This window comes from Neomelitea salexigens DSM 19753 (assembly GCF_000422345.1).
GTDB classification, from domain to species: domain Bacteria; phylum Pseudomonadota; class Gammaproteobacteria; order Pseudomonadales; family Spongiibacteraceae; genus Spongiibacter; species Spongiibacter marinus_A.
The window spans coordinates 1-23209 of sequence record NZ_AULP01000002.1 but is presented as its reverse complement, the minus strand read 5'-3'; the positions used below and the strand labels follow the sequence as shown (position 1 = coordinate 23209).

Here is a 23209-nt window from a genome sequence, read left to right as displayed (position 1 = left end):
GCGTCCGGCTCGATATTTCTACTTTTGAGAGGGGGTTGGGGGCGCGCAGTCGCCGCTGAGGTGGCAGGCCAGAGGCAGCCGAATATGGAAGCGGGTGCCGCGCTCGGCGCCGTCGTTATAAGGACTTTCTACGCTGATTTCGCCGCCGAGGTCATCGATGATTCGATAGACTAGGGCAAGTCCGAGTCCGGTGCCCTTGCCAGGCTCCTTGGTGGTAAAGAATGGCTCGAATATCTGCTCGATCAACTCTGCATCTATACCGCTGCCCTGGTCGCTGATTCGAATATGTGCCCAGGGACGGTCGCTGTCTGCATTGGCGTCGATAGTCACCTGGCCGCCGCCAGGGCTGGCGTCTCGGGCGTTGGTGAGCAGATTAATAAATACCTGCATTAGCCGTTGCTGGTCGCCGGCGACGTCGAGGTCAGTGGGGCATTGATTCACGAAACGAACCTGCTCGGCGGCGCGATCAAGCTCGAGTAACTGAGTGGCCTCGGCGATGCAGCTGCGTATCGCAACCGCCTCCTTCGCTCGCGTTGGGTGCTCGCGGCCATTGTGTGCGAAGTTGACCAGGCTTTGCACGATGCTGCTAATGCGCTGGGTCTGCTTGACGATTTGTTCAGCGCTTTCCAATAGTAGGGGGTCGTCGGTTTCATAGCGCAGGTTCTGGGCTAGGCTGGCGATACCGGTGACCGGGTTGCCGATTTCGTGAGCAACGCCAGCGGCCAGTCGGCCGATAGAGGCTAGCCGCTCCTGGTGCCCGAGTTCTTTTTCCAGCAGCTGGGTGTCAGTAATATCTTCAACGACGATAATCAGCTCGTCCCGTCCTGGCAGCTCCGAATCCGTTTTGTGGAGGTTTAGCCAGCGGGGTGCGCCGTCGACAACAATGCCTGCCTTGCTCCAGTGTTGGTCTTTGCTCGCGCTGAAATCTCGCAGCAAAGTTTGCCACTCGGTGGGCAGCCCGCTAAGGCTGGACCCGGTGATATCGCCGCTGGCCACGCCAGTGATGGTCACCATACTTTTATTCCATAGCAGGATTTCCTGATCGGCGGCCAAGGCGCAGACGCCTGTGGGTAAATCTTCGAGGGTTTGGCGGTGGTATCTCCGCAGGGCGTCGAGGTCGGCGGCCAGCCCCGTGAGGTGGGCCTGATAATGCTCTAAGCGGTCTTCGATGTAATTGATGTCCTCGCCCTCGCCCATTAAATTGCTGGCATAGGGTAAGCTGCGATCGATGACCCTGCGGGCGATTGTCGGGCCGAGTAGCGCCGACAGGTTGACCTCTATGCGGTCGCGAATACGTCGCAGGGCGTAAGGGCGGGTCTCGTTGTCGTCGAGTTGAAGTTCTTCCAAGGCCCGGTCCAGTTCTTCCTTTGCAACGGCACTGCCGAGCGATTCCGCAAGGCGGTGGCGCATCTCGTGAGCGCTTTTGAGTGTCAGCGCTTGGCGGCCGGGGCGGTTTAAGTCGTCAATGGCGCAGGCTTCCGCGGTGCTTTGTTCTTCTTTCGAGGTTTCGCTTAACAGTGAGACAAGGATCATTACAAAGGCATTTAGCCCAAGTGAGAGTGTGGCGATCTCCATCCACTGTGGGCCTCGGCTGGGGTCGATACCTGGCAGGGCAAGGATTAGTGCCGGTGTCTCCAAGCCAAATGCTGGTATCAGCAGGCCGAGTAGCCAGACAGAGAAGCCGGTAAGCAGCCCGGTGATAAAGCCATTTCTATTTGCTGAGGGCCAGTACATTACCGCTAATAAACCGGGTAAGAACTGCGCGCAACCGGCGATGGATATGACAGCGAGTGAGCTGAGCACTTGCCGCTCGGGTATAAGGACATACAGCAAGTAGCCCAACATGATAGTTGCGAATATCAGTAGCTGTCTCGACCACAACAATTGGCGATAGATATCGCCTGGGCGTCGCCGGGGGCTGTGCAGCGGCAGGACAATGTGGTTGAGGTTCATAGAGGCAGTTGCCAGCGTGGCTACAATAATTGCACCGCTGGCCGCGGAGATCCCGCCAATGAATACGAGCAATGTGAGCAACGGGCTATCAAGCGCGCTCAGCACGTGCAGCGCGGCATAGTCGCCGCTACTTTCCCCGCCGCCAATTGCCGTGCTTGCCCACAAGAGTGGCAGTACGGGCAGGCTGATGAGCAATAAATAGAGGGGGAGGCCCCAGCCCGCTCTGTAGAGTTTTTTGCCGCTGGGGTTTTCCGCGAAGAGCATGTGGAAGACATGTGGCATGCACAGCGATGCCGAGAAGAACAGCACCAACATCATGCGGGCATTATCTCGCTGACTGGCATCTCGTAATTTTTCAATTAATTCGGGCTGGGTTTGCAACCAATTCTGCATGTCGCTGAAGCCGCCGAATATGCCGAATATCGCCGCAGCGCCCAGGCAAATAAAAGCGACAAGTTTAACCAGTGACTCGAATGCCAGTGCGACGACTAATCCCTGGTGGCTATCGCGCGAGGATAAATTGCGAGAACCAAACAGGATGGTAAACAGGCTAATGATCAGGCAGAACATAAATGCAGACAGGTGCCGGAATGTGCTGCTGTCAGTCTCAGATGCTGAGTGCGTAAGTAGCAGTGTGGCATCGGAGACCGTTTGAATTTGCATCGCCAGCAGCGGCCACATGGCGATGCTGCAGAAAACAGTCGTTAGGGAGCCTACCCACTGGCTGCGATAGCGGAAGCTCAATAAGTCGGCCAGCGAATGCAGCTGGTAGTTTTTGCAGATGTGATACAGGGGGGTAATAACAACCGGTAACAAAAACAGTGCAGCTGAAATGCCCAGGTAATAGTTCAAGTAACCCAGGCCATAGGCCTTGGCCATGCCGGTTACGCCGTAAAAAGCGAAAGCGCTGGCGTAGACACCGAGCGACAAAACATAGACCGCCGGGTGATCAATTAACTTGCTCGGCAGCCAGCGATGCTCACTGGCATAAGCGATGGCAAACAAGGTGAGAAGATAGGCGAGCGCGCAGAGCAGCAGAACATTGGCTTCAAACATCGTGCTTGCGCCGATAGTTGGCCAGGAAGACAAAAACAATAACGGCCAACCATAGTAAATGTAGTCGGTACCAGGCCTGCCCACCGCTGTATATCCAGTGATTCAGCGTGGGTGTGAACACCACCATGAAGCAGAGCAGCAGTAGTAGGGGAGCTTGTAAGCGCATGAGTGAGCCGTGTGCAGAGGTAATGGTGCGAATTATTACTGCCGCATCGGCAAACTGCAAAGCCTGTGTTAGCGCACGACGATATCGCTGTGGGGAATTGCACCGGCATGCCAATGCTGAGCCGCCCACGTTAGCACCGCATCAAGGCTCCCTAGTGGTGGTGGCGATGGCTGACCCAGGTAGCGCAACGCCGTGCGAATATTGTCCTCGGCGCAGCTGTTGTCCAGCGCTGGGGCGTGGCTGCGTTTGCTGAGTTTGTCCCCTTTGTCGTCAGTGAGCAGAGGGAGGTGGAGGTACCTTGGGTGTGAGTAGTTCAGGCACTCTTGCAGTAACCATTGCCAGGCCGTGGAGCTGAGCAGGTCGCTGCCGCGAACGACATCGGTAATGCCACTGTAGGCATCGTCGACGACGACGGCAAGTTGGTAGGCGAACAGGCCATCTCGGCGCTTTAGCACGACATCGCCGCCATCCTCGACGCGATGTTGCTGCGGGCCGAGCAGTCGATCGTCAATGGTATAGGTTTGGTGATTTGTGCGCAGCCTGACGGCAGCGTCGTTGCGGTTCAGGGGCGCGATGCAGCTGCCGCGATGAATGCCGTTGCGGCTTGCCAGTTGCGCGCGCGAGCAACTGCAATGGAAAGCGTGTTCGGCTGATAGGAGTTGGTCCAGTGCATCTTGGTAGGCAGTCAGGCGATCGCTTTGCCAAAGCACCTCGCCATCCCAGATCAATCGATGGGCTTTTAATGACTCGATGATAGCCTGGTCAGCACCGACTTGTTCGCGAGGAGGATCTAGGTTCTCGATGCGTAGCAGCCAGTGACCGTTGTGAGCGCGGGCATCTAAATAACTTGCCAGCGCACTACACAGTGAACCGAAATGCAGTGGGCCGGTGGGCGAGGGTGCAAAGCGGCCGACATAGCCAGCTTGGGAGTGGGCCATACACAGAAACTTATGGGGCGGCGGTGGCCGCCCTGTCGTTTAACCGCGCTCCTGGCGCTCTTTAATTTCGTCCAGGGTTTTGCAATCAATGCACAGTGTCGCCGTTGGGCGTGCCTCTAGGCGTTTAATGCCGATTTCAATACCGCAGGTGTCACAGAAGCCGTAATCGTCTTCATCGATAAGGTCGAGCGTGGCATCGATCTTTTTGATCAGTTTACGCTCGCGATCACGGGTGCGAAGTTCAAGGCTGAACTCTTCTTCTTGAGTGGCGCGATCGGCGGGGTCTGGGAAATTCGCCGCCTCGTCTTTCATGTGAGTAACCGTGCGATCAACTTCCTCCATCAGTTCGGCCTTCCAGCTGAACAGGATTTTACGGAAATGATCTTTTTGCGCCTCGTTCATGTATTCCTCGCCCTTTTTCGGAACGTAGGGAACAAATGACTTAAGGCTTTCTTGTGCTGTGTCCTTTGCAGGCATGCTTGGCCCTCTTTATTAACAAGCCGTTAACCGCAGACCGCGGATGTGCGCGCGACGCTGTGCCGCCAAACCGGCAAAACTACCAGATAAGTGTAGTTGGCGCTACAGAAAAACGCGCGGAAAGCGATGTAGCGCTGCCGGTGGGTGAGGGGCGCTGTTACACTAGGGGGCTGAAAAACGGACTGGAGGTCGTTGTGGTAATGCGTTTCGCGGATCGTCTCGCTGATATTGAACCGTTTCGTGTCGTAGAGGTTCTCACTCGCGCCAAGGCCTTGCAGCAGGCCGGTGAGGATATTGTTCACATGGCGGCCGGTGAGCCTGACTTCACAACGGCAGAGCCCATCGTTGTCGCTGCGCAGCAGGCATTGGCGCGGGGCGAGACTCAGTACAGTCCCGCAGCGGGCATTCCTCAGCTGCGCCAGGCACTGTCAGACTATTACCGCAGTGACTACGGGTTGGATATCGATCCGCAGCGCATCATGATCACGCCGGGCGCGAGCGGAGCGCTGATGTTGCTGGCGGGCCTGTTGGTCAACCCCGGTGAGGGAATGTTGATGACCGACCCAGGTTACCCTTGCAATCGGCACTTCCTGCGCTTGGTCGAGGGCGAGGGGCAGCTAGTGCCGGTTGGTCCCGAGCAGCGTTACCAACTCGATGCGAAACTTGCCGAGCAGCACTGGCGTCCTAACACCTGCGGGGTGATGGTGGCCTCGCCCGCCAACCCGAGTGGTGAGATATTGAGCGCCAGCCAATTGCGCGATCTGCATACGCTCTGCAAACAGCGCAACGGCCACCTCGTGGTTGATGAAATTTATCATGGCCTGAGTTTTGGCGAGGCGGCACCGAGTGTCTTGTCGATTACCGACGAAGCCTTTGTGATCAACAGTTTCTCAAAATACTTTGGTATGACTGGTTGGCGACTGGGCTGGCTGGTGGCCCCGGAGTGGGCGGTGCCCCATTTAGAGAAGCTCGCGCAGAATTTATTTATTTCCATGTCGACGATGGGGCAGTACGGCGCTTTGGCGGCGTTTGCCCCTGAAAGCAGAGTGATTCTGGATGCGCGTCGCGACGAGTTTGCCCGTCGCCGCGATTTCTTGTATCCAGCGCTGCGCGACCTCGGTTTTTCGATTCCACATTGCCCGGCTGGGGCATTCTATCTCTACGCGGGCATTGACCGGTTTGCCAAGGATAGTCAGCAATTTTGCCTGGAGTTACTCGAGGAGCACGGCATTGCAATAACGCCGGGGGCAGACTTCGGCCGTTACGGTGCAGAGAAGCATGTCAGGTTTGCCTATACCACCAGTATGGCGCAACTGGAAAAAGCGGTAGATCGCTTGCAACGCCTTTATGGCTAAGTTCTGGGAAACGCGAGGCTGAAAACGGTGAAAGGCAGTAAATTGACTTTGAAGCATCTCATGTCGGCGCTCAGTGCATCGCGCCCGCGCCGCCGCTGGTGGCGTCGCTGGGTTAAGCGCTCGGCGGTGGCGCTTGTGCTTCGCGAGCATGCCGATCAGTTAGAGGTTCTGATGATAAAGCGGGCTGAGAGGGAGGGCGACCCCTGGTCCGGTCACATGGGCTTTCCCGGTGGGCGCATGGATCCAGATGACATAACGGGCATTCGCACTGCAGAGCGCGAAACCTTGGAAGAGCTGGGTGTCGATTTGGAAAAAGCGGGTCATTGCATTGGCCGGTTGTCGGACTTGGTCAGCAGGCCTCATTCCGGGCGCCGGCCCATGGTGGTTTCGCCCTATGTTTACCGCTTGCATACGCCGGTGGGCATTACCCCCAATCACGAAGTGGCCGAAGCGGTATGGGTGCCACTGGTATTTTTGATGGATCACAGTAACCGCGAGCGAATGGAGTGGCGCAGGGGAAAGCTGGCGTTGAATTTACCCTGCTACTTTTATGGTGGCCGGCGGATATGGGGAATGTCCCTGGCGATGCTGGACGAGTTACTCGGTCTCGCGCCGCTCCCGCTCAAGCTGCCATAGGAATATCTTTGTATCGTTAAGCAGTTGGCGAGAGGCTGGCTGCGGGCGAACGGCTTCGCTTAGCGTGGCGTCGCTGACTTCGCCGTTTAGCCACTGGTAAAACAACGGCATGATGACAGGCGTTTTTTTTGGGTCGAGGTACTGCCAGCGGGTTGCCGTTAATATGTTACCGCTGACGCGTCCGCCTTTGACCGGCAGCCAATACACGCCGCAGCTGGACAAAAAGTAATCGCCTCGGCGGCCAAAACTGATATTGGGCTTGAAGGGGTTAAAGCTATCCTCGGGCGGGGTGTCGATGCGCTGCGCCGCGATTACCCACTCGCTGCCCTCGCTGAACTGTTCGATTTCCGGGCGGCAGAGTTCACCAGTGTCTGCCCACAAGCGAATGTTCTCACGGTACTCTTTTCCGGATAGAGTCTCTAATAGTGTGAGGTCGGCGCTATTGCCCTTGGTGGCTTCAACGCGCACATGCGCGAGCAGGTCTGCGTTGTCGTACACCGCTGTAAAGGGGCCCTGCCACAGGCAGTCGCAGGCAAGCACTGATGGGCTTAGCAATGAGAGTAGCAGTGGGCCGAATAATCGGAGCATGTTGTCGTACTCGGGTTATCGCGGGGCTATGTGGACATCAGACAAATAAAAACGCGCAGCGGTTCCCCGGACTGCGCGTTTGTGAACCCTCTACTTACCGCGGGGCTTAGATGTCGATGTTAACGCCGAAGTAAATGCCGTCGACGGTAACGTTGGCTTCTTCGTCGTCATCTTCCAGAGAGACGTCAAAGTTGCGGTAGCCGACTTCCAGAGACACGATCGCGACTTCGTAGCCCAGTCCTACTGCCATGTCGGTCACACTGTTGTCGCCAAAGCTAATTACATTACCCACTGCCTGTGCATACAAGCCAGTTAAGGGTAGGTTGAAACGTGCGTTACCGTAGAGCATCGGTACCGGCGCATCCAGCTCGATCGAACCTTCGCGGCCGGTGGTGGCCAGGCGAACCTCACCGTCGAACATGCGAACCGTCAGGCCGACATCCAGGTTTACCCAGTTGTCCAAAACTTCGTAGTAGAGCGTGGCATCGGTATGCGTGAGATCGGTCGTTGAGTCGACGGTATCAGCCGCGGTGTAGACGTCTCCTTCGAACGTGAAGCTACGCGACAGGTTGTTGCGCTCAGAAATATCCAGGTCGGTGCGCTGCAGGCGGATATTAGGGAGCACCGGAATGGGGTGTTCCAAGGCGACGTAAATGCTGGTGCCGGTTTCGTCGTCGTAGCCCAGGTCGTCGTTCATGTCGATGGCGTCCGTGCCTGATTGAACGTCACCTTCCCAGCTTTGCTTCCACTGGTAGGCACCTGCTGTGGCACCGAGAATGTCGGCCTGTGTGCCGGCCGCAAATGTCGCCAGCATTGCGGCGGTCATCAATTTTTTGTTGATCATGCTCTTCCCCTGTTGTGGTCGTTATTTCTTGTTGTGCGTAACTATTGTTGTAGAACCATAAGTCCTCCCTGTTACAGGGTAAAGACTAGCGGTTCAGTAATATTGCCGCTTCTTTGGCAAAGTAGCTTAAAACACCGTCGGCGCCAGCGCGCTTGAATGACAGTAGCGATTCCAAAACTACTGCTTCGCGATTCAGCCAGCCATTGTCGAATGCTGCGCAGTGCATGGCGTATTCCCCGCTCACTTGGTAGGCGTAGGTGGGGACACGCAGTTCATCTTTCACTCGGCGAACAATGTCCAGGTAGGGCATGCCGGGCTTCACCATGATCATGTCGGCACCCTCGGCAAGGTCGAGAGCGCATTCATGAAGTGCTTCGTTGCTGTTGGCGGGGTCCATTTGATAGCTGTACTTGTTGCCTCTACCCAGGTTGCCCGCTGAGCCGACGGCGTCGCGGAACGGGCCGTAGTAACTCGATGCATATTTGGCGGCGTAGCTGAGTATGCAGGTATTGATGTGCCCCGCGGCTTCGAGGTTCTGGCGAATGGCGCCGATACGGCCGTCCATCATGTCAGAGGGGGCCACGACGTCGGCGCCAGCATCCGCTTGTGCGAGAGCCTGCTTACACAGCACTTCGGTGGTGATGTCGTTGAGTACATAGCCGTGCTTATCAATGATGCCGTCTTGGCCGTGCGTGGTGTAAGGGTCGAGGGCGACATCGGTAATCACGCCCAGTTCGGGCGCGGCATCTTTGACGGCTTTGATCGCCCGCTGCGCCAAACCGTCGGGGTTGTAAGCCTCTTCGGCGTGAAGAGATTTGCCGCCGTCGCCGACAACAGGGAATAGGGCAATCGCTGGTATGCCGAGCTCGACCAGGACTTTCGCTTCTTTGGCAAGCAGATCGATGCTCAACCGCTCGACACCGGGCATGGAGGCCACGGCCTCGCGCCGATTCTCGCCCTCGTGGACGAACATCGGGTATATCAGGTCGTCCGGCGTGAGTGAGCTTTCGCGCGCCAAGCGGCGACTGAAATCAGCTGCGCGCAGGCGACGCATCCGCGTGGCAGGAAAAGCACCGCGTTGCAGGGAGGTCGTCATGATTTGCATCCTTGTAATGTGGGATCAGCGAAGGTTGGCGAACACGCGCTCAGCAACATCCAGCGTTTCCTGAATATCGGCCTCAGTGTGGGCCGCCGACATAAAGCCTGCTTCATAGGACGCTGGGGCGAGGTATACGCCGCCCTCCAGCATGCCGTGGAAGAAGCGGTTAAAGCGGTCGGTGTCACAGGCCATCACCTGCTGGTAGTTGCTGATGCGTTTCTCTTCGGTGAAGAACACACCGAACATGGTGCCAACATGGTTGCTGCTCAGGGGAATGCCAGCCGCTTCAGCGCGTGCATGTAAGCCATTAATAAGCATGTCAGTGCGAGCGAAGGGTATGTTGTAGAAGTCCGGCTGAGAAATGGCGTCAATCATCGCCAGACCGGCGGCCATGGCCGCGGGGTTGCCGGACAGGGTTCCCGCTTGATAGACGGGGCCGCTGGGTGCCAGCTGTTCCATAATGTCGCGTCGACCGCCGAAGGCAGCCACCGGCATGCCGCCGCCGATCACTTTGCCCAGGCAGGTGATGTCTGCTGTTACGCCGTAATAGCCTTGAGCGCCTTGCAGGCCAAGGCGGAAACCGGTCATGACTTCATCGATAATCAGCAGGCTTTGGTGAGCGTCGCAACACTCGCGCAGGCACTCTAAGAAGCCGGACAGCGGGGGAACGCAGTTCATGTTGCCCGCGACGGGCTCAACGATCACACAGGCAACTTGGTCGCCAATCTCAGCAAACGCCTTTTGTACGCCCTCAATATCGTTGTAACTGAGGGTGACGGTATGCTCGGCGAGTGCGGCCGGTACCCCTGGTGAGCTGGGTACGCCAAAGGTCAGTGCTCCAGAGCCGGCTTTGATTAGCAGGGAGTCGGAATGACCGTGGTAGCAGCCTTCGAATTTGATAATTTTATCTCGCCCCGTGGCACCTCGCGCCAGGCGTATCGCGCTCATCGTTGCCTCGGTGCCAGAGTTCACCATGCGCACCATGTCCATGCCGGGAACGATGTCGCAAAGACGGTCTGCCAGTCGTGTTTCTATTTCGGTGGGTGCGCCGAAGCTGAGGCCCTTTTGAATTTGTTCCGTTACCGCAGCAATCACTGAGGGGTTGGCGTGACCGAGCAGCATAGGCCCCCACGAGAGAACGTAGTCGATATAGCGTTTGCCATCGACATCAAAGACATAGGCCCCTTCTGCGCGCTCAATAAAACGCGGGGTGCCGCCAACGGCTTTGAAGGCTCTGACGGGGCTGTTTACACCGCCGGGGATGTGTTGGCGGGCTTGCTGGAATAGCTGCTCTGAACGACTCATGGTGGATGCGAGAACCTCAATATTGGGCAGATAAGCGCCGGGTATTATCCCGACTTGGGGCGATTTTTCCTAGGGAAGCGCGACATCTTGTCGTCGGCTTCACTGGGTATACGGGTTTTAAAAGGGTTTGAGTACAACAAGAAATACAATAGCGAACAGCGCAATAACGGGCGCTTCGTTGAACCAGCGGTAAAACACGTGGCCACGTTGGTTCTCGTTATTCGCAAAGCGTTTTACGAGTTTGCCGCAGTATAGGTGGTACACGATTAAGAAGGCGACAAAGGCCAGCTTAAGCCACAGCCAGCCAGCGTGCAGGTAGTAATTGGGGTTGTACGCCATCATGGCGATGCCAAAGATGACGGTCAACATCGCAAACGGGCTAACGAAGCGGTAGAGCTTTTGCTCCATGGTCGAGAGATGACGCTGGGTGGCGGCGTCTTCAGCCATGGCGTGATAAACAAACAGGCGGGGGAGGTAAAATATGCCGGCAAACCAGCAAACAACGGCAATAATATGCAGGGCTTTAAACCAGAGCATGGGGTGGGGCTCGCTTATGTTACTCAGCAGTTGGGCGGTAGGTGGCTTTAGCATACAATAGTTGCGCGCTTATTGGGCAGTCTGGCTAGGCTGCTATCTCACTTCTCGCAATTACCCGCAGGCTTTATTGGCATGGAATACAGCATCATTGCTCGCGCTCGTCGTCGCTTGCGTTTGTGGTGGATATTGAACCGTCGTCACACTCGGCGTCAGCTCGGTACGCTGGAAGATTGGAAAATGCGTGCGGTGTTTTGGCTTGGCGCCTTAACTGTGGGGTTGGTGATACAGGGGTTCGCCTGGCTCTCTGAGGAGAGTTTTTCTCTTTTTGAGCACGCGCACTCAAAGTATCCATATGCGTTTCTGGTGATAACGCCACTCGGCCTGATGGCGATTGTGTGGTTGATGAACCGTTTGGCCAAGGCGTCGCGAGGCAGTGGGATACCGCAGGTGCTGTTGGTGCACAAGCAGAGCTATCACTGGCTTCGAGGCCCCTTTCTTTCGCTGCCGGTCGCGATATTAAAAGTTCTGCTAACCTGTGCCGCGTTGCTGTTGGGGGCAACAGTGGGGCGTGAGGGTCCCAGCGTACATGTTGGCGCCGCGCTAATGTATCAATTTGGCCATTGGGCAAAGTTGAAGCAAAAACAAATTGAAAGCAGCCTGATTGTGGCCGGGGGTGCCGCTGGAGTGTCTGCTGCATTTAATGCACCGTTGGCCGGTATCGTTTTTGCCATCGAAGAGCTGCAGCAGTCGATGGAGGCGCGCACAACGGGGACGTTGATTATGGCAATCATCCTCTCGGGTGTTGTCGTGCTCATGTTTGCTGGTCACTACAGTTACTTCGGCGTGCCAGATGTCACCGCGATGCCGTTTGAAGACTATCCCTTCATTATTGCTGCCAGTGTCGTCTGCGGATTACTCGGTGGTCTGTTCAGTTTCTTTTTGGTCGAAGGAAGTCGTGCGGTGGCGCCTTTGGTGCGAGCGCGACCAATGCGAGTGGCAATGGTGATTGGCGTGGTGTTAGCGCTGATGGGGTTGGTATCCGGCGGCGCGACCATGGGTAGTGGCTACGTGGAGGCAAAAGCGCTGCTGGCTCAGCAAGCCGAGGGCAGTTGGTGGACAGCGTTTGGCCGGATTCTGGCGACGATGCTTACCTATTTCAGTGGTATTCCCGGCGGGATCTTTTCGCCCAGCTTGGCGGCGGGGGCGGAGTTGGGTGCATCGATGACGAGCCTCTTCCCCAATGTGCAGGCGACAGCATTGATACTCGTCGGCATGGCGAGCTATTTCGCTGGTGTGGTGCAGCGGCCAATCACCGCCTTCGTGATTGTTTTAGAGTTAACGGGGAATAATCACGATATACTACCGGCCTTAATGGTGAGTGCATTAGCGGCAACGGTCGTTTCAAAGCTGGTAATGCCGCAGCCGGTATACCACGTGCTCGCACAGGATTTAGTTCGCAGTTGGGAGCATTTGCTCAAAAGCAAGCAAGATGATGAGGTCGCTAGCAATACTTCATCGACGACAGATAAGTGAATAGGAGATAGGCCCGTGTTAAAGGTTGGGATTGTTGGTGGAACGGGGTATACCGGTGCGGAGCTGCTGCGCCTTATTGCCGCCCACCCCAATGCTGAAGTGGCAATGATTACCTCAAGGGCCGAAGACGGCGTGCCGGTTGATCAGCTCTTTCCAAGTTTGCGCGGCGTCTGTGATCTCGCTTTCTCCGTGCCCGATGTTGGTGCCTTGTCATCCTGCGACGTTGTTTTCTTTGCCACCCCCCACAACGTTGCTATGCAGTTGGTGCCGGAATTGCTTGCTGCGGGCACCCGAGTAATTGATCTCTCAGCGGACTTTCGGATACGTGATGCGGCGCTGTGGTCTGACTGGTACAACGAGGAGCATGCTTGCCCTGAGTTGCTAGCCGAGGCGGTATATGGGTTGCCGGAAAGTAACAGCGCGGCAATTAAAGATGCGCGCTTAATCGCTTGCCCTGGGTGTTACCCAACAGCGGTGGAGTTAGGATTTTTACCGCTGCTTGAACAGCAGCTAATTGACGATCAGCGACTCATTGCCAGTGCGGCGTCTGGCGTGAGTGGTGCAGGCCGGCAGGCGAAGGTGGATACCCTGTTTGCCGAGTTGGATGGTAGCTTTAAAGCCTATGGTGTGGCGGGGCACCGCCATTTGCCTGAGATTGAGCAAGAATTATCGGTGGCATCGGGCAAGCCAGTGCAGTTGACCTTTACACCGCATTTGTTGCCCCAAGTGCGCGGTATTCACGCTACTTTGTATTCAGAGCTGCTAGATCCCGCCGTGGGCCTGGATGAGCTGCAGTTTATGTTTGAAAAGCGCTACGCCGATGCGCCCTTTGTTGACGTGATGCCGTTGGGAAGTCTGCCGCAAACACGGACAGTGCGCGGTGTTAATACCTGCCGGATTGCGCTGCATCGCCCGCAAAACCGCAACACGCTGGTGGTGCTGTCGGTGATCGATAACCTCGTAAAAGGTGCTTCGGGCCAGGCCATTCAAAATATGAACCTGATGTTCGGCTTGGAAGAGTCCGCGGGCCTGGATGGTGTCGCGCTATTGCCCTAGTGCTTGGCATTCTTGACTGTTTTACTCGGATAAGAGGATAATTGCGTCCTGCCCTTTGGGTAAAAGCAGTGAGGTAAGGTATGTCAGTAGTAGAAGAGTATACGCCGTCAGTATTGCAGTTAACGGAGCGTGCTGTGGCGAAGGTTAAACACCTGATGGAGGAAGAGGCGAATGACGACCTCAAGCTTCGGGTGTTTGTTACCGGTGGTGGATGCTCTGGTTTCCAATACGGTTTTACCTTCGACGAGTTGGCTGAGGAAGACGATACGCTGGTTGAGAAAGAGGGTGTCGTCGTATTGGTCGATCCGCTCAGCTATCAGTATATTGAAGGTGCTGAGCTCGACTACACCGAAGGCTTGGAAGGCTCACGTTTTGTTGTTAGCAACCCAAATGCCAGTACCACTTGTGGTTGTGGTTCGTCTTTTTCCATTTAATTCCCATCTGAATAGATCTGCGCTTACGCGCACTTAAGATACTGGCGCAAGCCAGTATTTTTTTGTGCAATCGCTAAACTCCCCTATTTTTAGTAAGGCTTAATCTAGATCAAGAGTCGCCCTTAGGAAGTTCGTTCTAATGGAACCCAGAACGAAGATAACTCCTCATGAGGACGACGATATGAAACAGATGAAAGCATGGCTTCCCCTTCTTCTTGGTAGCCTGGTAGCGCCAATTGCCGCACACAGTTTCGAAACAGGTGATTGGGTTGTGCGTGGCGGTGTTACCACGACTGACCCGCGGGAAAGTAGCGATAATATTGTTGCAAATGGTAGCCCGATGGCCGCGAAGGTGGGCTTGGACAGCGACACCCAGCTGGGTATTACCGCCGAGTATATGCTGGATGCGAACTGGGGGGTCGAGTTGTTAGCGGCAACACCGTTCGAGCATACGGCTACGGGTCGTGGTGCTTTAGCTGGTGTTGATATCGCTACCTTTAAGCACTTGCCGCCCACCTTGAGTATGGTTTATCACTTTGCGTCGGTGAATGGTTTCCAGCCATACGCCGGTGTGGGCTTGAACTATACAGTACTGTTTGACGAGGACCTGACGTCTGAGTTCGAAAGTGCGGTAGACAAGGGCAGTATCGACCTTGAGGACTCATTTGGTATCGCCTTGCAAGTGGGGGCTGACTACCACGTGAACGAGCGTTGGTTGGTGAATGCGTCAGCGCGCTGGCTCGACCTGGAAACTGAGGCCGAAATTCGCACTGACGGTGGTAGTAAGTTCACCGCAGATATTGATGTGGATCCGATGGTTTACACTATTAGCGTGGGCTACAAGTTTTAAGCGCTCACTTAGCCGGGGTAGATAGCCCCTAGTATGCGGGCGCCTTTGGCGCCCGTTACGCTTGGCATATTGCCGGGCTTGCCGTTGAGCGCGGCATAGGCCAGCCAAGCAAATGCGGCGGACTCTACTGCGTTGGCTGGAATGCCGAGAACATCCGTCTTTTCAACGACCATCTCTGATAGTTTCTCTTCAAGCCGCTGCCGCAATGCGCCGTTATATGCCCCTCCGCCACAAAGAAATAGCGATACCTCGCCCTCTAGATTTTCAGCTTTAATCGCATCGCTCAATGTTACCGCTGTTGCTTCAAGTAGCGTTGCCTGAACATCGTTGTCGGGTATTGGCGGGAGTGAAGTTAACAGTGTCTTCAGGGTGGCAAGGTTGTAATGTTCCCGGCCGGTGCTTTTGGGGCCGGTTTGCCGGTAATAGGGGTTGTCGAGCAGCTTCTCAAGTAGGTTGGTGTGCACGGTTCCACTGCGGGCCCAGCTGCCATCGCGGTCGTACTCGCTACTCCTGCGATGTTGAATCCAGCTGTCCATAAGGACATTGCCAGGGCCGGTGTCATAGCCGTTAACGCTGCCGTTTTTGTGCAGCACAGTAATGTTGGCCATGCCGCCGATATTTGCTATTACCCGGTTGCTGCCCGCGCGGGAGAAGACGGCTGCGTGGAAGGCGGGAACGAGTGGTGCGCCCTGGCCGCCGGCGGCAATATCGCGGCGACGGAAGTCGGCAATGGTAGTTATGCCGGTCTCTTCCGCAAGTGTGTTTGGGTCGCCAATCTGCAGTGTATATGCCTGCTCGACGGGTCTTTGCGGGCTTGTGGGGCGGTGGCGTATTGTTTGGCCGTGTGAGCCGATGGCGGCGATCTGTTGAGACTTTAAGTTTTGGGAGCGAAGAAACTGATTAACCGCTTCCGCCAGGGCGAGGGCAAGCTCGCGATCGGCTTGGCCCATTCGCTCGATTTCATTGTTGCCGGCACTGCACAGTGCGAGCAGTGCTTTGCGAAGCGCGCTAGGCAGTGGTGTCTCGGCGGCGGCAAGTAGTTTGCACCCGTTCGCGGTATCAATCAGGGCAATGTCTATTGCATCGAGGCTGGTGCCACACATCAGCCCAATATATAGCGAGCTGCTCACCCTTCGGAGCCGGGGCTGTTGCCGAGGCTGTTGTAGTTGCGCTGTGCGGCATAAGTGCGCAGCTGCAATTGTAGTCCACTAATCTGCTGCAAGAAGTCGGGCATGTCGTTACGCCCTACGCGAGTGGGGGGCGGCAGCTTATCGACGATCGTGGCGGGGTTGCGGTGCACGCCATTCATCAGGAATTCGTAGTGCAAGTGTGGCCCCGTGGCATAGCCCGTTGAGCCCACCCAGCCAATAGTCTCGCGCTGTCGAACTCGCTCTCCGCGAGACACGGCGCGTTTGTGCAGGTGGAGGTATTTGGTCACGTACGCTTCGCCATGTTTGATAAAAACGTAGTTGCCGTTTGCTCTTGAGTAACCAGCCTCCATGACTCTGCCATCGCCTGCCGCATATACCGGCGTGCCGCGGGGGGCTGCGTAGTCAACGCCTCGGTGCGGGCGTACCGTTTTAAAGACCGGGTGAAGGCGTTTGGGGTCGAATCGGGAGCTGATGCGGGTAAAGTCGAGCGGGGCGCGCAGAAACGCCTTGCGCATGCTCTCCCCGCTTTCGGAGAAGTAGTCGATCTCGCCCTGCTTGTTTACATAGCGGTACGCTTGGAAGGAGTCGCCGCGGTTAAAGTACTGTGCTGCCAGGATTTGACCGCTGCCAAGACGTTCGCCGTTAAGATAGAGCTCCTCATAGATCACGATGAAATAATCGTTTTTTCGTACGTCGTAGACGAAGTCCAGAACCCCGCCAAAAATATTGGCAAGCTCCATGATAATGCTTTGGCTGACGCCGGCTTCCTGCGCAGCTTTATATAGGGAGCTGGTAATGGTGGCGCTCGCGACGCGTTGTCGAACCTCTGGGGTCTCGCTGACTTCTGTTGTAGAGAAGCCGGTTACGCCGCGTTCATATATCAGGCTGTTGAGCTTATCAACCTGCAGGCTCATCGCGTCTAGCTTGCCTTGCTCGCTAATTTGAAAGCCCAGCTTCTGGCCGGGACGAATGCGATTCAGTGCCTTGGTTTTCTTCGCGGTGCTTATCAGTTCATGGAGGTCTTGCGGGCTTAGCTCGGCGCGACTGAAAATACTTGAGAGCGAGTCACCCGGCCGAACTTCGATCTCCAGCCACTCGCGCTGCGGTTCAATGGGTGAGAGGGGCTCCGATTCCTGTTCGCTCGGGCTGATCGGCGTGAGTTCCAGATTAAGAGGAATCGCTGTGCGTTTGGCCTCGGCATTTTCTCCGGGCAGCATCAGCAGGGAGATCCCCAAGGCGATCAGCGTTGACGCGGCAATAGCTAAATGCCGCCGTGGGAAGCGAGGGCCTTCCCGGAAGGCTGCGTGTCGTTTTTTTTGGCGGTCAAGCATCGTGGTTCCGGGTAAATGTCATTTGGCGTTTTTTTGACCATTATAACAAAGACTTGTGGTGCTATAAGGCGTATTTACCGAATGTTAACGTAATTTCTAGCTTTTGTGTCGCCTGCGGTCTGGGGGCTGCGTTCCATTTTTACAGGGCTTGTTGTATCGTGCTCGGCCCTAGGCAGTCCCTGCCTTTCGCGTCGACGCAGTACCCTGCGTTTGGTATGACAGAAATAGTGAATTAAGGTTCTTTAAACATGACAAGGCTCGATACTCGGTTACTGGCCGATTTGGAGGCGCGTGGGCTCATCGCGCAAATGACCGGCGAAAACGGTCTTTCGGAGTACCTCTCTGAAGCTCCTCGGACCTTGTATTGTGGCTTTGACCCCACTGCAGACAGTTTGCATATCGGCCATTTGGTGCCGCTGTTGGCGCTAAAACGTTTTCAAGATGCCGGCCATAAGCCTATAGCGTTGGTAGGTGGTGCGACCGGCTTGATTGGTGACCCCAGCTTTAAAGCGCAGGAAAGGCAGCTGAATACGCCTGATGTGGTGGCGGGGTGGGTTGAGCGTTTGCGCTCCCAAATATCGCGCTTCGTGAGTTTTGACTGCGGCGATAATTCCGCAGAGATGGCTAATAACCTGGACTGGTTTGGGCCCATGACGGCGCTTGAGTTCTTGCGTGATGTTGGCAAGCACTTCTCGGTGAATAGCATGATTGCCAAGGAGTCAGTGAAGCAGCGTATCGACCGCGAGGGCTCGGGGATTTCATTTACAGAATTTAGCTACTCGCTGCTCCAGGCTTTGGACTTTGCAGAGTTGCACAAGCGGCATGGTTGCAGCTTGCAGTTGGGTGGCTCAGATCAGTGGGGGAACATCACGGCGGGTATCGACCTGACTCGCCGAATGCATGGCGGGGCTGTGCACGGTTTGACAATGCCGCTGGTCACCAAGGCTGATGGCACGAAGTTCGGTAAAACGGAGTCCGGCACGATTTGGCTGGATCCGGAAAAGACATCGCCTTACGCCTTTTATCAATTCTGGTTGGGGACCGCCGATGCCGATGTATACAAATTCCTGCGTTACTTCACCTTCCTTAGCGTTGATCGGATTGCCGAAATAGAGGCTGAAGACGCGCAGGCGGGAGGTCGCCCCCAGGCGCAGCGCGTATTAGCAGAGCAGATGACGGCGCTGATTCACGGCGAAGAAGGGCTCGCGGCAGCGCAGCGTATTACTGAGGCGTTGTTCTCCGGTGAGCTGGCTGACCTTTCAGTGGCGGATCTGGAGCAGCTGCGGCTGGATGGCTTGCCCTCGGCTGAGTTGTCGCGAGGTGAATTGGTGGAGCGACCGCTCACACAGCTGCTTGCTGATGTCGGTATGGCGGCGGGTAAACAGGTGAAGGATGCTCTGGGGCGAAATGCGGTGTGGGTGAACACTGTTGCTGCGGGTATGGATGACAATATGAAGGCTGCAGAGGTCTTTGCGGCGCAAAAGGCGCTGGGCGATGGCTACTATGTGGTGCGCCTCGGGAAGAAGAAGTACCAGCTGTTGGTGATTCGCTGATCAAACTGCTGTTGTTTTGACCGTTAATTGCTGTTGTTTTGATCGATTGTCATTTTTTTGTAATTAGTTTGTTGCGGCGTGTTGACTCTGAGGTTTGGGTCTCTATAATGCGCCTCCTCGCTTACGGAGACGGGCCTTTCGAGAAGTTTGAAAGGGGTTGTTGTTGAGGTTGGCGAGGGTGGTTTCAAGGTGCTTTTGAAGCGGTTTAAAAACTTTTTCAAAAAGCGGTTGACTCTACCAGGGGCGGCTCTATAATGCGCTCCCTCGCTTGCGGAGACGGGCTTTCAGCTGAGGTTGAAATTGCTGGTTGAAGAGGTAGGTGAGACGGCAAAACGGCTTTTGAAAACGCTTTAAAAACTTTTCAAAAAACGCTTGCCAAACAGGACGAAGTATTTATAATACGCGTCCTCGCTTCGGGGATAACTTGAAGCGGATATCAAAGCCCTGGCGGTTTTGAGTTATTTAAAAAGATGAGATCAAGTAATTCGTGTGGGTACTTGTTGATGGATATTGCGACATAAATATTCAGAGATAAGTAACTCGACAATTCAAGTATTTGAAGAATCGATTAACACATCTCTGAGCCGAGATTTTGGATGGTAAAGCAGGTTTTGCGTAACTGTCCCATCATGTCGAAAGGCTGATGTAAAAGATTAAACTGAAGAGTTTGATCATGGCTCAGATTGAACGCTGGCGGCAGGCCTAACACATGCAAGTCGAACGCGAAAGCACTTCGGTGTGAGTAGAGTGGCGGACGGGTGAGTAACGCGTGGGAATCTACCTAGTAGTGGAGGATAACTCGGGGAAACTCGAGCTAATACTGCATACGCCCTACGGGGGAAAGCGGGGGATCTTCGGACCTCGTGCTATTGGATGAGCCCGCGTTAGATTAGCTTGTTGGTGAGGTAATGGCTCACCAAGGCGACGATCTATAGCTGGTCTGAGAGGATGATCAGCCACATTGGGACTGAGACACGGCCCAAACTCCTACGGGAGGCAGCAGTGGGGAATATTGCGCAATGGGCGAAAGCCTGACGCAGCCATGCCGCGTGTGTGAAGAAGGCCTTCGGGTTGTAAAGCACTTTCAATAGGGAGGAAAGGTTGTAGTTTAATACGCTGCAACTGTGACGTTACCTATAGAAGAAGGACCGGCTAACTCCGTGCCAGCAGCCGCGGTAATACGGAGGGTCCGAGCGTTAATCGGAATTACTGGGCGTAAAGCGCGCGTAGGCGGCTTTGTTAGTCAGATGTGAAAGCCCTGGGCTCAACCTAGGAACTGCATTTGATACTGCGAAGCTAGAGTATGGTAGAGGATAGTGGAATTCCAGGTGTAGCGGTGAAATGCGTAGATATCTGGAGGAACATCAGTGGCGAAGGCGACTGTCTGGACCAATACTGACGCTGAGGTGCGAAAGCGTGGGGAGCAAACAGGATTAGATACCCTGGTAGTCCACGCCGTAAACGATGTCTACTAGCCGTTGGGGAACTTGATTCTTTAGTGGCGCAGCTAACGCACTAAGTAGACCGCCTGGGGAGTACGGCCGCAAGGTTAAAACTCAAATGAATTGACGGGGGCCCGCACAAGCGGTGGAGCATGTGGTTTAATTCGATGCAACGCGAAGAACCTTACCAGGTCTTGACATCCTGCGAATTTTCTAGAGATAGATTAGTGCCTTCGGGAACGCAGTGACAGGTGCTGCATGGCTGTCGTCAGCTCGTGTCGTGAGATGTTGGGTTAAGTCCCGTAACGAGCGCAACCCTTGTCCTTAGTTGCCATCAGGTAATGCTGGGAACTCTAAGGAGACTGCCGGTGACAAACCGGAGGAAGGTGGGGACGACGTCAAGTCATCATGGCCCTTACGACCTGGGCTACACACGTGCTACAATGGGCGGTACAGAGGGCTGCAAACTCGCGAGAGCAAGCCAATCCCTTAAAACCGTTCGTAGTCCGGATTGGAGTCTGCAACTCGACTCCATGAAGTCGGAATCGCTAGTAATCGCGAATCAGAATGTCGCGGTGAATACGTTCCCGGGCCTTGTACACACCGCCCGTCACACCATGGGAGTGGATTGCACCAGAAGTGGATAGTCTAACCTTCGGGGGGACGTTCACCACGGTGTGGTTCATGACTGGGGTGAAGTCGTAACAAGGTAGCCCTAGGGGAACCTGGGGCTGGATCACCTCCTTAACTTGAGCGCAAGAAGTTGGCAAGTGCTCACACGAATTACTTAGATCTCAATTGATTGAAAGCGATAATTTCACGGGCCACTGGGTTACGTGATAAAGCCCTCTGCATGAGAATGCAGAATTGCTTGGTTCAGCTGTTGATTAGCTGGATATGCAAGATTGGGTCTGTAGCTCAGGTGGTTAGAGCGCACCCCTGATAAGGGTGAGGTCGGAGGTTCAAGTCCTCCCAGACCCACCACTATCTCGCGGCATTTACTGAAAAGTAAGCGGGGTAGAGTTGGGCATTGACATGGGGCTATAGCTCAGCTGGGAGAGCGCCTGCCTTGCACGCAGGAGGTCTGCGGTTCGATCCCGCATAGCTCCACCACTTCCCACTTTGGGAAGGGTGACCAGATTATCGCCAAGAAGTCAGAAAGAAAAGCTTTTGCATGGTATGTGAAGAGTTTTTGTTTCTGGTTTTTACAATCAGATGTTCTTTAACAAGGTAAATAAGCTGAAATAAACACTGTTTTCTCAAGTGTTGTAATAATCCGGCGAAAACTGATTACGCAGCAAGTCGCGTGTAATCAGATAGCAGTTTCTTGATTGATATAACGATGGCTAGTCTATTTGCTTATATGGTCAAGCGACTAAGCGCATACGGTGGATGCCTTGGCAATTGGAGGCGATGAAGGACGTTGGAGCCTGCGAAAAGCTCTGGGGAGGTGGCAACCAACCTTTGATCCAGAGATGTCCGAATGGGGAAACCCACCTAACATAAGTTAGGTATCTCTTGACTGAATACATAGGTCTTGAGAGGCGAACCAGGGGAACTGAAACATCTAAGTACCCTGAGGAAAAGAAATCAAACGAGATTCTCTTAGTAGCGGCGAGCGAACGGGGATCAGCCAGCAAGTGATAGCTTTTGTGTTAGTGGAACGGTCTGGAAAGTCCGGCGATACAGGGTGATAGCCCCGTACACGAAAACACAATTGTGGTACTAAGCTTGCGATAAGTAGGTCGGGACACGTGTTATCTTGACTGAAGATAGGGGGACCATCCTCTAAGGCTAAATACTACCAATTGACCGATAGTGAACCAGTACCGTGAGGGAAAGGCGAAAAGAACCCCGGAGAGGGGAGTGAAATAGATCCTGAAACCGTATGCGTACAAGCAGTAGGAGCAGACTTGTTCTGTGACTGCGTACCTTTTGTATAATGGGTCAGCGACTTAATGTCAGTAGCGAGCTTAACCGTATAGGGGAGGCGTAGGGAAACCGAGTCTTAATAGGGCGAATTAGTTGCTGGCATTAGACCCGAAACCCGGTGATCTATCCATGGCCAGGTTGAAGATGCCGTAACAGGCATTGGAGGACCGAACCCACAAATGTTGAAAAATTTGGGGATGAGCTGTGGATCGGAGTGAAAGGCTAATCAAACCGGGAGATAGCTGGTTCTCCTCGAAATCTATTTAGGTAGAGCGTCGTGTCTTACCCTGGGGGGTAGAGCACTGTTTGGGCTAGGGGGTCATCCCGACTTACCAACCCCATGCAAACTCCGAATACCCAGGAGTACAATCACGGCAGACAGACAGCGGGTGCTAACGTCCGTTGTCAAGAGGGAAACAACCCAGACCGCCAGCTAAGGTCCCAAATCTACGTTAAGTGGGAAACGATGTGGGAAGGCTCAGACAGCTAGGAGGTTGGCTTAGAAGCAGCCATCCTTTAAAGAAAGCGTAATAGCTCACTAGTCGAGTCGGCCTGCGCGGAAGATTTAACGGGGCTAAACGTAGAACCGAAGCTGCGGATGCACCTAGTGCATGGTAGAGGAGCGTTCTGTACGCCTGCGAAGGTGAGTCGAGAGGCTTGCTGGAGGTATCAGAAGTGCGAATGCTGACATGAGTAACGACAAAGGGGGTGAAAACCCCCCTCGCCGGAAGACCAAGGTTTCCTGCCCCATGCTAATCAGGGCAGGGTTAGTCGGCCCCTAAGGTGAGGCTGAAAAGCGTAATCGATGGGAAACGGGTTAATATTCCCGTACTTGTTATAACTGCGATGGAGGGACGGAGTAGGCTAGGCGATCGCGGCGTTGGTTGTCCGCGTTTAAGCTAGTAGGCTGAGGACTTAGGCAAATCCGGGTCCTTAAGGCTGAGAGGTGATGACGAGCTCTCTTTTGAGCGAA

General features: G+C 54.9%; 18 protein-coding genes, 2 tRNA genes and 2 rRNA genes. 11 read left to right on the top strand and 11 right to left on the bottom strand.

Going from position 1 to position 23209, the window contains the following annotated elements:
* Positions 1-18: 18 nt before the first annotated feature.
* From H573_RS16875 to dksA, 4 genes are all read right to left on the bottom strand, one after another.
* Positions 19-3009, bottom strand: coding sequence for a sodium:solute symporter family transporter (locus H573_RS16875; protein WP_051170968.1), 2991 nt, complete (start codon positions 3007-3009; stop codon positions 19-21).
* Positions 3002-3175: a hypothetical protein gene (locus H573_RS16870; RefSeq protein WP_154653827.1), complete on the bottom strand. Its 174-nt coding sequence runs from the start codon at positions 3173-3175 to the stop codon at positions 3002-3004. Before H573_RS16870 ends, H573_RS16875 begins: the two co-directional genes overlap by 8 nt.
* 68 nt (positions 3176-3243) lie before the next feature.
* Positions 3244-4113, bottom strand: coding sequence for a tRNA glutamyl-Q(34) synthetase GluQRS (gene gluQRS / locus H573_RS0103410; protein WP_027873038.1), 870 nt, complete (start codon positions 4111-4113; stop codon positions 3244-3246).
* Between the two features lie 39 nt (positions 4114-4152).
* The gene (gene dksA, locus H573_RS0103405; protein WP_027873037.1) at positions 4153-4590 is read right to left on the bottom strand and encodes an RNA polymerase-binding protein DksA; all 438 of its coding nucleotides are present in this window, start codon (positions 4588-4590) and stop codon (positions 4153-4155) included.
* Positions 4591-4592: 2 nt separating this feature from the next.
* Between dksA and H573_RS0103400 the strand changes: the two genes are divergently transcribed.
* The gene (locus H573_RS0103400; protein ID WP_234701834.1) at positions 4593-5945 is read left to right on the top strand and encodes a pyridoxal phosphate-dependent aminotransferase; all 1353 of its coding nucleotides are present in this window, start codon (positions 4593-4595) and stop codon (positions 5943-5945) included.
* 42 nt (positions 5946-5987) lie between these two features.
* Positions 5988-6581 carry an NUDIX hydrolase gene (locus H573_RS0103395; protein ID WP_234701833.1) on the top strand — a complete coding sequence of 198 codons (594 nt, stop codon included), beginning with the start codon at positions 5988-5990 and terminating at the stop codon, positions 6579-6581.
* Here H573_RS0103395 and H573_RS0103390 read toward each other — a convergent pair.
* The 5 genes from H573_RS0103390 to hemJ form a co-directional block, all read right to left on the bottom strand.
* The gene (locus H573_RS0103390; protein WP_027873034.1) at positions 6543-7169 is read right to left on the bottom strand and encodes a hypothetical protein; all 627 of its coding nucleotides are present in this window, start codon (positions 7167-7169) and stop codon (positions 6543-6545) included. The two genes, H573_RS0103395 and H573_RS0103390, sit on opposite strands and share 39 nt — an antisense overlap.
* A gap of 106 nt (positions 7170-7275) precedes the next feature.
* The gene (locus H573_RS0103385) at positions 7276-8013 is read right to left on the bottom strand and encodes a TIGR04219 family outer membrane beta-barrel protein (RefSeq protein ID WP_036255711.1); all 738 of its coding nucleotides are present in this window, start codon (positions 8011-8013) and stop codon (positions 7276-7278) included.
* An 85-nt stretch (positions 8014-8098) separates the two neighbouring features.
* Positions 8099-9109, bottom strand: coding sequence for a porphobilinogen synthase (hemB, locus tag H573_RS0103380; RefSeq protein ID WP_027873032.1), 1011 nt, complete (start codon positions 9107-9109; stop codon positions 8099-8101).
* A 24-nt stretch (positions 9110-9133) separates the two neighbouring features.
* Positions 9134-10417 carry a glutamate-1-semialdehyde 2,1-aminomutase gene (gene hemL, locus H573_RS0103375; RefSeq protein WP_027873031.1) on the bottom strand — a complete coding sequence of 428 codons (1284 nt, stop codon included), beginning with the start codon at positions 10415-10417 and terminating at the stop codon, positions 9134-9136.
* A gap of 117 nt (positions 10418-10534) precedes the next feature.
* A complete protein-coding gene (gene hemJ / locus H573_RS0103370) occupies positions 10535-10954 on the bottom strand; it encodes a protoporphyrinogen oxidase HemJ (RefSeq protein WP_027873030.1) in 420 nt (139 codons plus the stop codon).
* Positions 10955-11086: 132 nt separating this feature from the next.
* Between hemJ and H573_RS19490 the strand changes: the two genes are divergently transcribed.
* From H573_RS19490 to H573_RS0103350, 4 genes are all read left to right on the top strand, one after another.
* Positions 11087-12487 carry a chloride channel protein gene (locus tag H573_RS19490; protein WP_234701832.1) on the top strand — a complete coding sequence of 467 codons (1401 nt, stop codon included), beginning with the start codon at positions 11087-11089 and terminating at the stop codon, positions 12485-12487.
* 15 nt (positions 12488-12502) lie between these two features.
* Positions 12503-13543, top strand: coding sequence for an N-acetyl-gamma-glutamyl-phosphate reductase (gene argC, locus H573_RS19485; protein ID WP_027873029.1), 1041 nt, complete (start codon positions 12503-12505; stop codon positions 13541-13543).
* Between the two features lie 80 nt (positions 13544-13623).
* Complete coding sequence (gene erpA / locus H573_RS0103355) at positions 13624-13977, top strand: iron-sulfur cluster insertion protein ErpA (RefSeq protein WP_027873028.1); 354 nt, start codon at positions 13624-13626, stop codon at positions 13975-13977.
* 181 nt (positions 13978-14158) lie between these two features.
* On the top strand, positions 14159-14827 hold the full coding sequence (locus H573_RS0103350) for an OmpW/AlkL family protein (RefSeq protein WP_027873027.1): 669 nt from the start codon (positions 14159-14161) through the stop codon (positions 14825-14827).
* A gap of 8 nt (positions 14828-14835) precedes the next feature.
* Here H573_RS0103350 and H573_RS0103345 read toward each other — a convergent pair whose 3' ends face one another.
* Positions 14836-15957 (bottom strand): anhydro-N-acetylmuramic acid kinase, encoded by a 1122-nt coding sequence (locus H573_RS0103345; protein ID WP_027873026.1) that lies wholly within the window; start codon positions 15955-15957, stop codon positions 14836-14838.
* Positions 15954-17309: an OapA family protein gene (locus tag H573_RS16860; protein WP_051170964.1), complete on the bottom strand. Its 1356-nt coding sequence runs from the start codon at positions 17307-17309 to the stop codon at positions 15954-15956. The genes H573_RS0103345 and H573_RS16860 overlap by 4 nt, the downstream gene beginning before the upstream one ends.
* 248 nt (positions 17310-17557) lie before the next feature.
* Between H573_RS16860 and tyrS the strand changes: the two genes are divergently transcribed.
* The 5 genes from tyrS to H573_RS0103315 form a co-directional block, all read left to right on the top strand.
* Complete coding sequence (gene tyrS, locus H573_RS0103335) at positions 17558-18862, top strand: tyrosine--tRNA ligase (RefSeq protein WP_027873025.1); 1305 nt, start codon at positions 17558-17560, stop codon at positions 18860-18862.
* 655 nt (positions 18863-19517) lie between these two features.
* A 16S ribosomal RNA gene (locus tag H573_RS0103330) occupies positions 19518-21051 on the top strand.
* 160 nt (positions 21052-21211) lie between these two features.
* Positions 21212-21288 (top strand) — tRNA-Ile (locus tag H573_RS0103325).
* A 53-nt stretch (positions 21289-21341) separates the two neighbouring features.
* Positions 21342-21417, top strand: a tRNA-Ala gene (locus H573_RS0103320).
* A gap of 252 nt (positions 21418-21669) precedes the next feature.
* Positions 21670-23209, top strand: a 23S ribosomal RNA gene (locus H573_RS0103315); the annotation flags it as partial.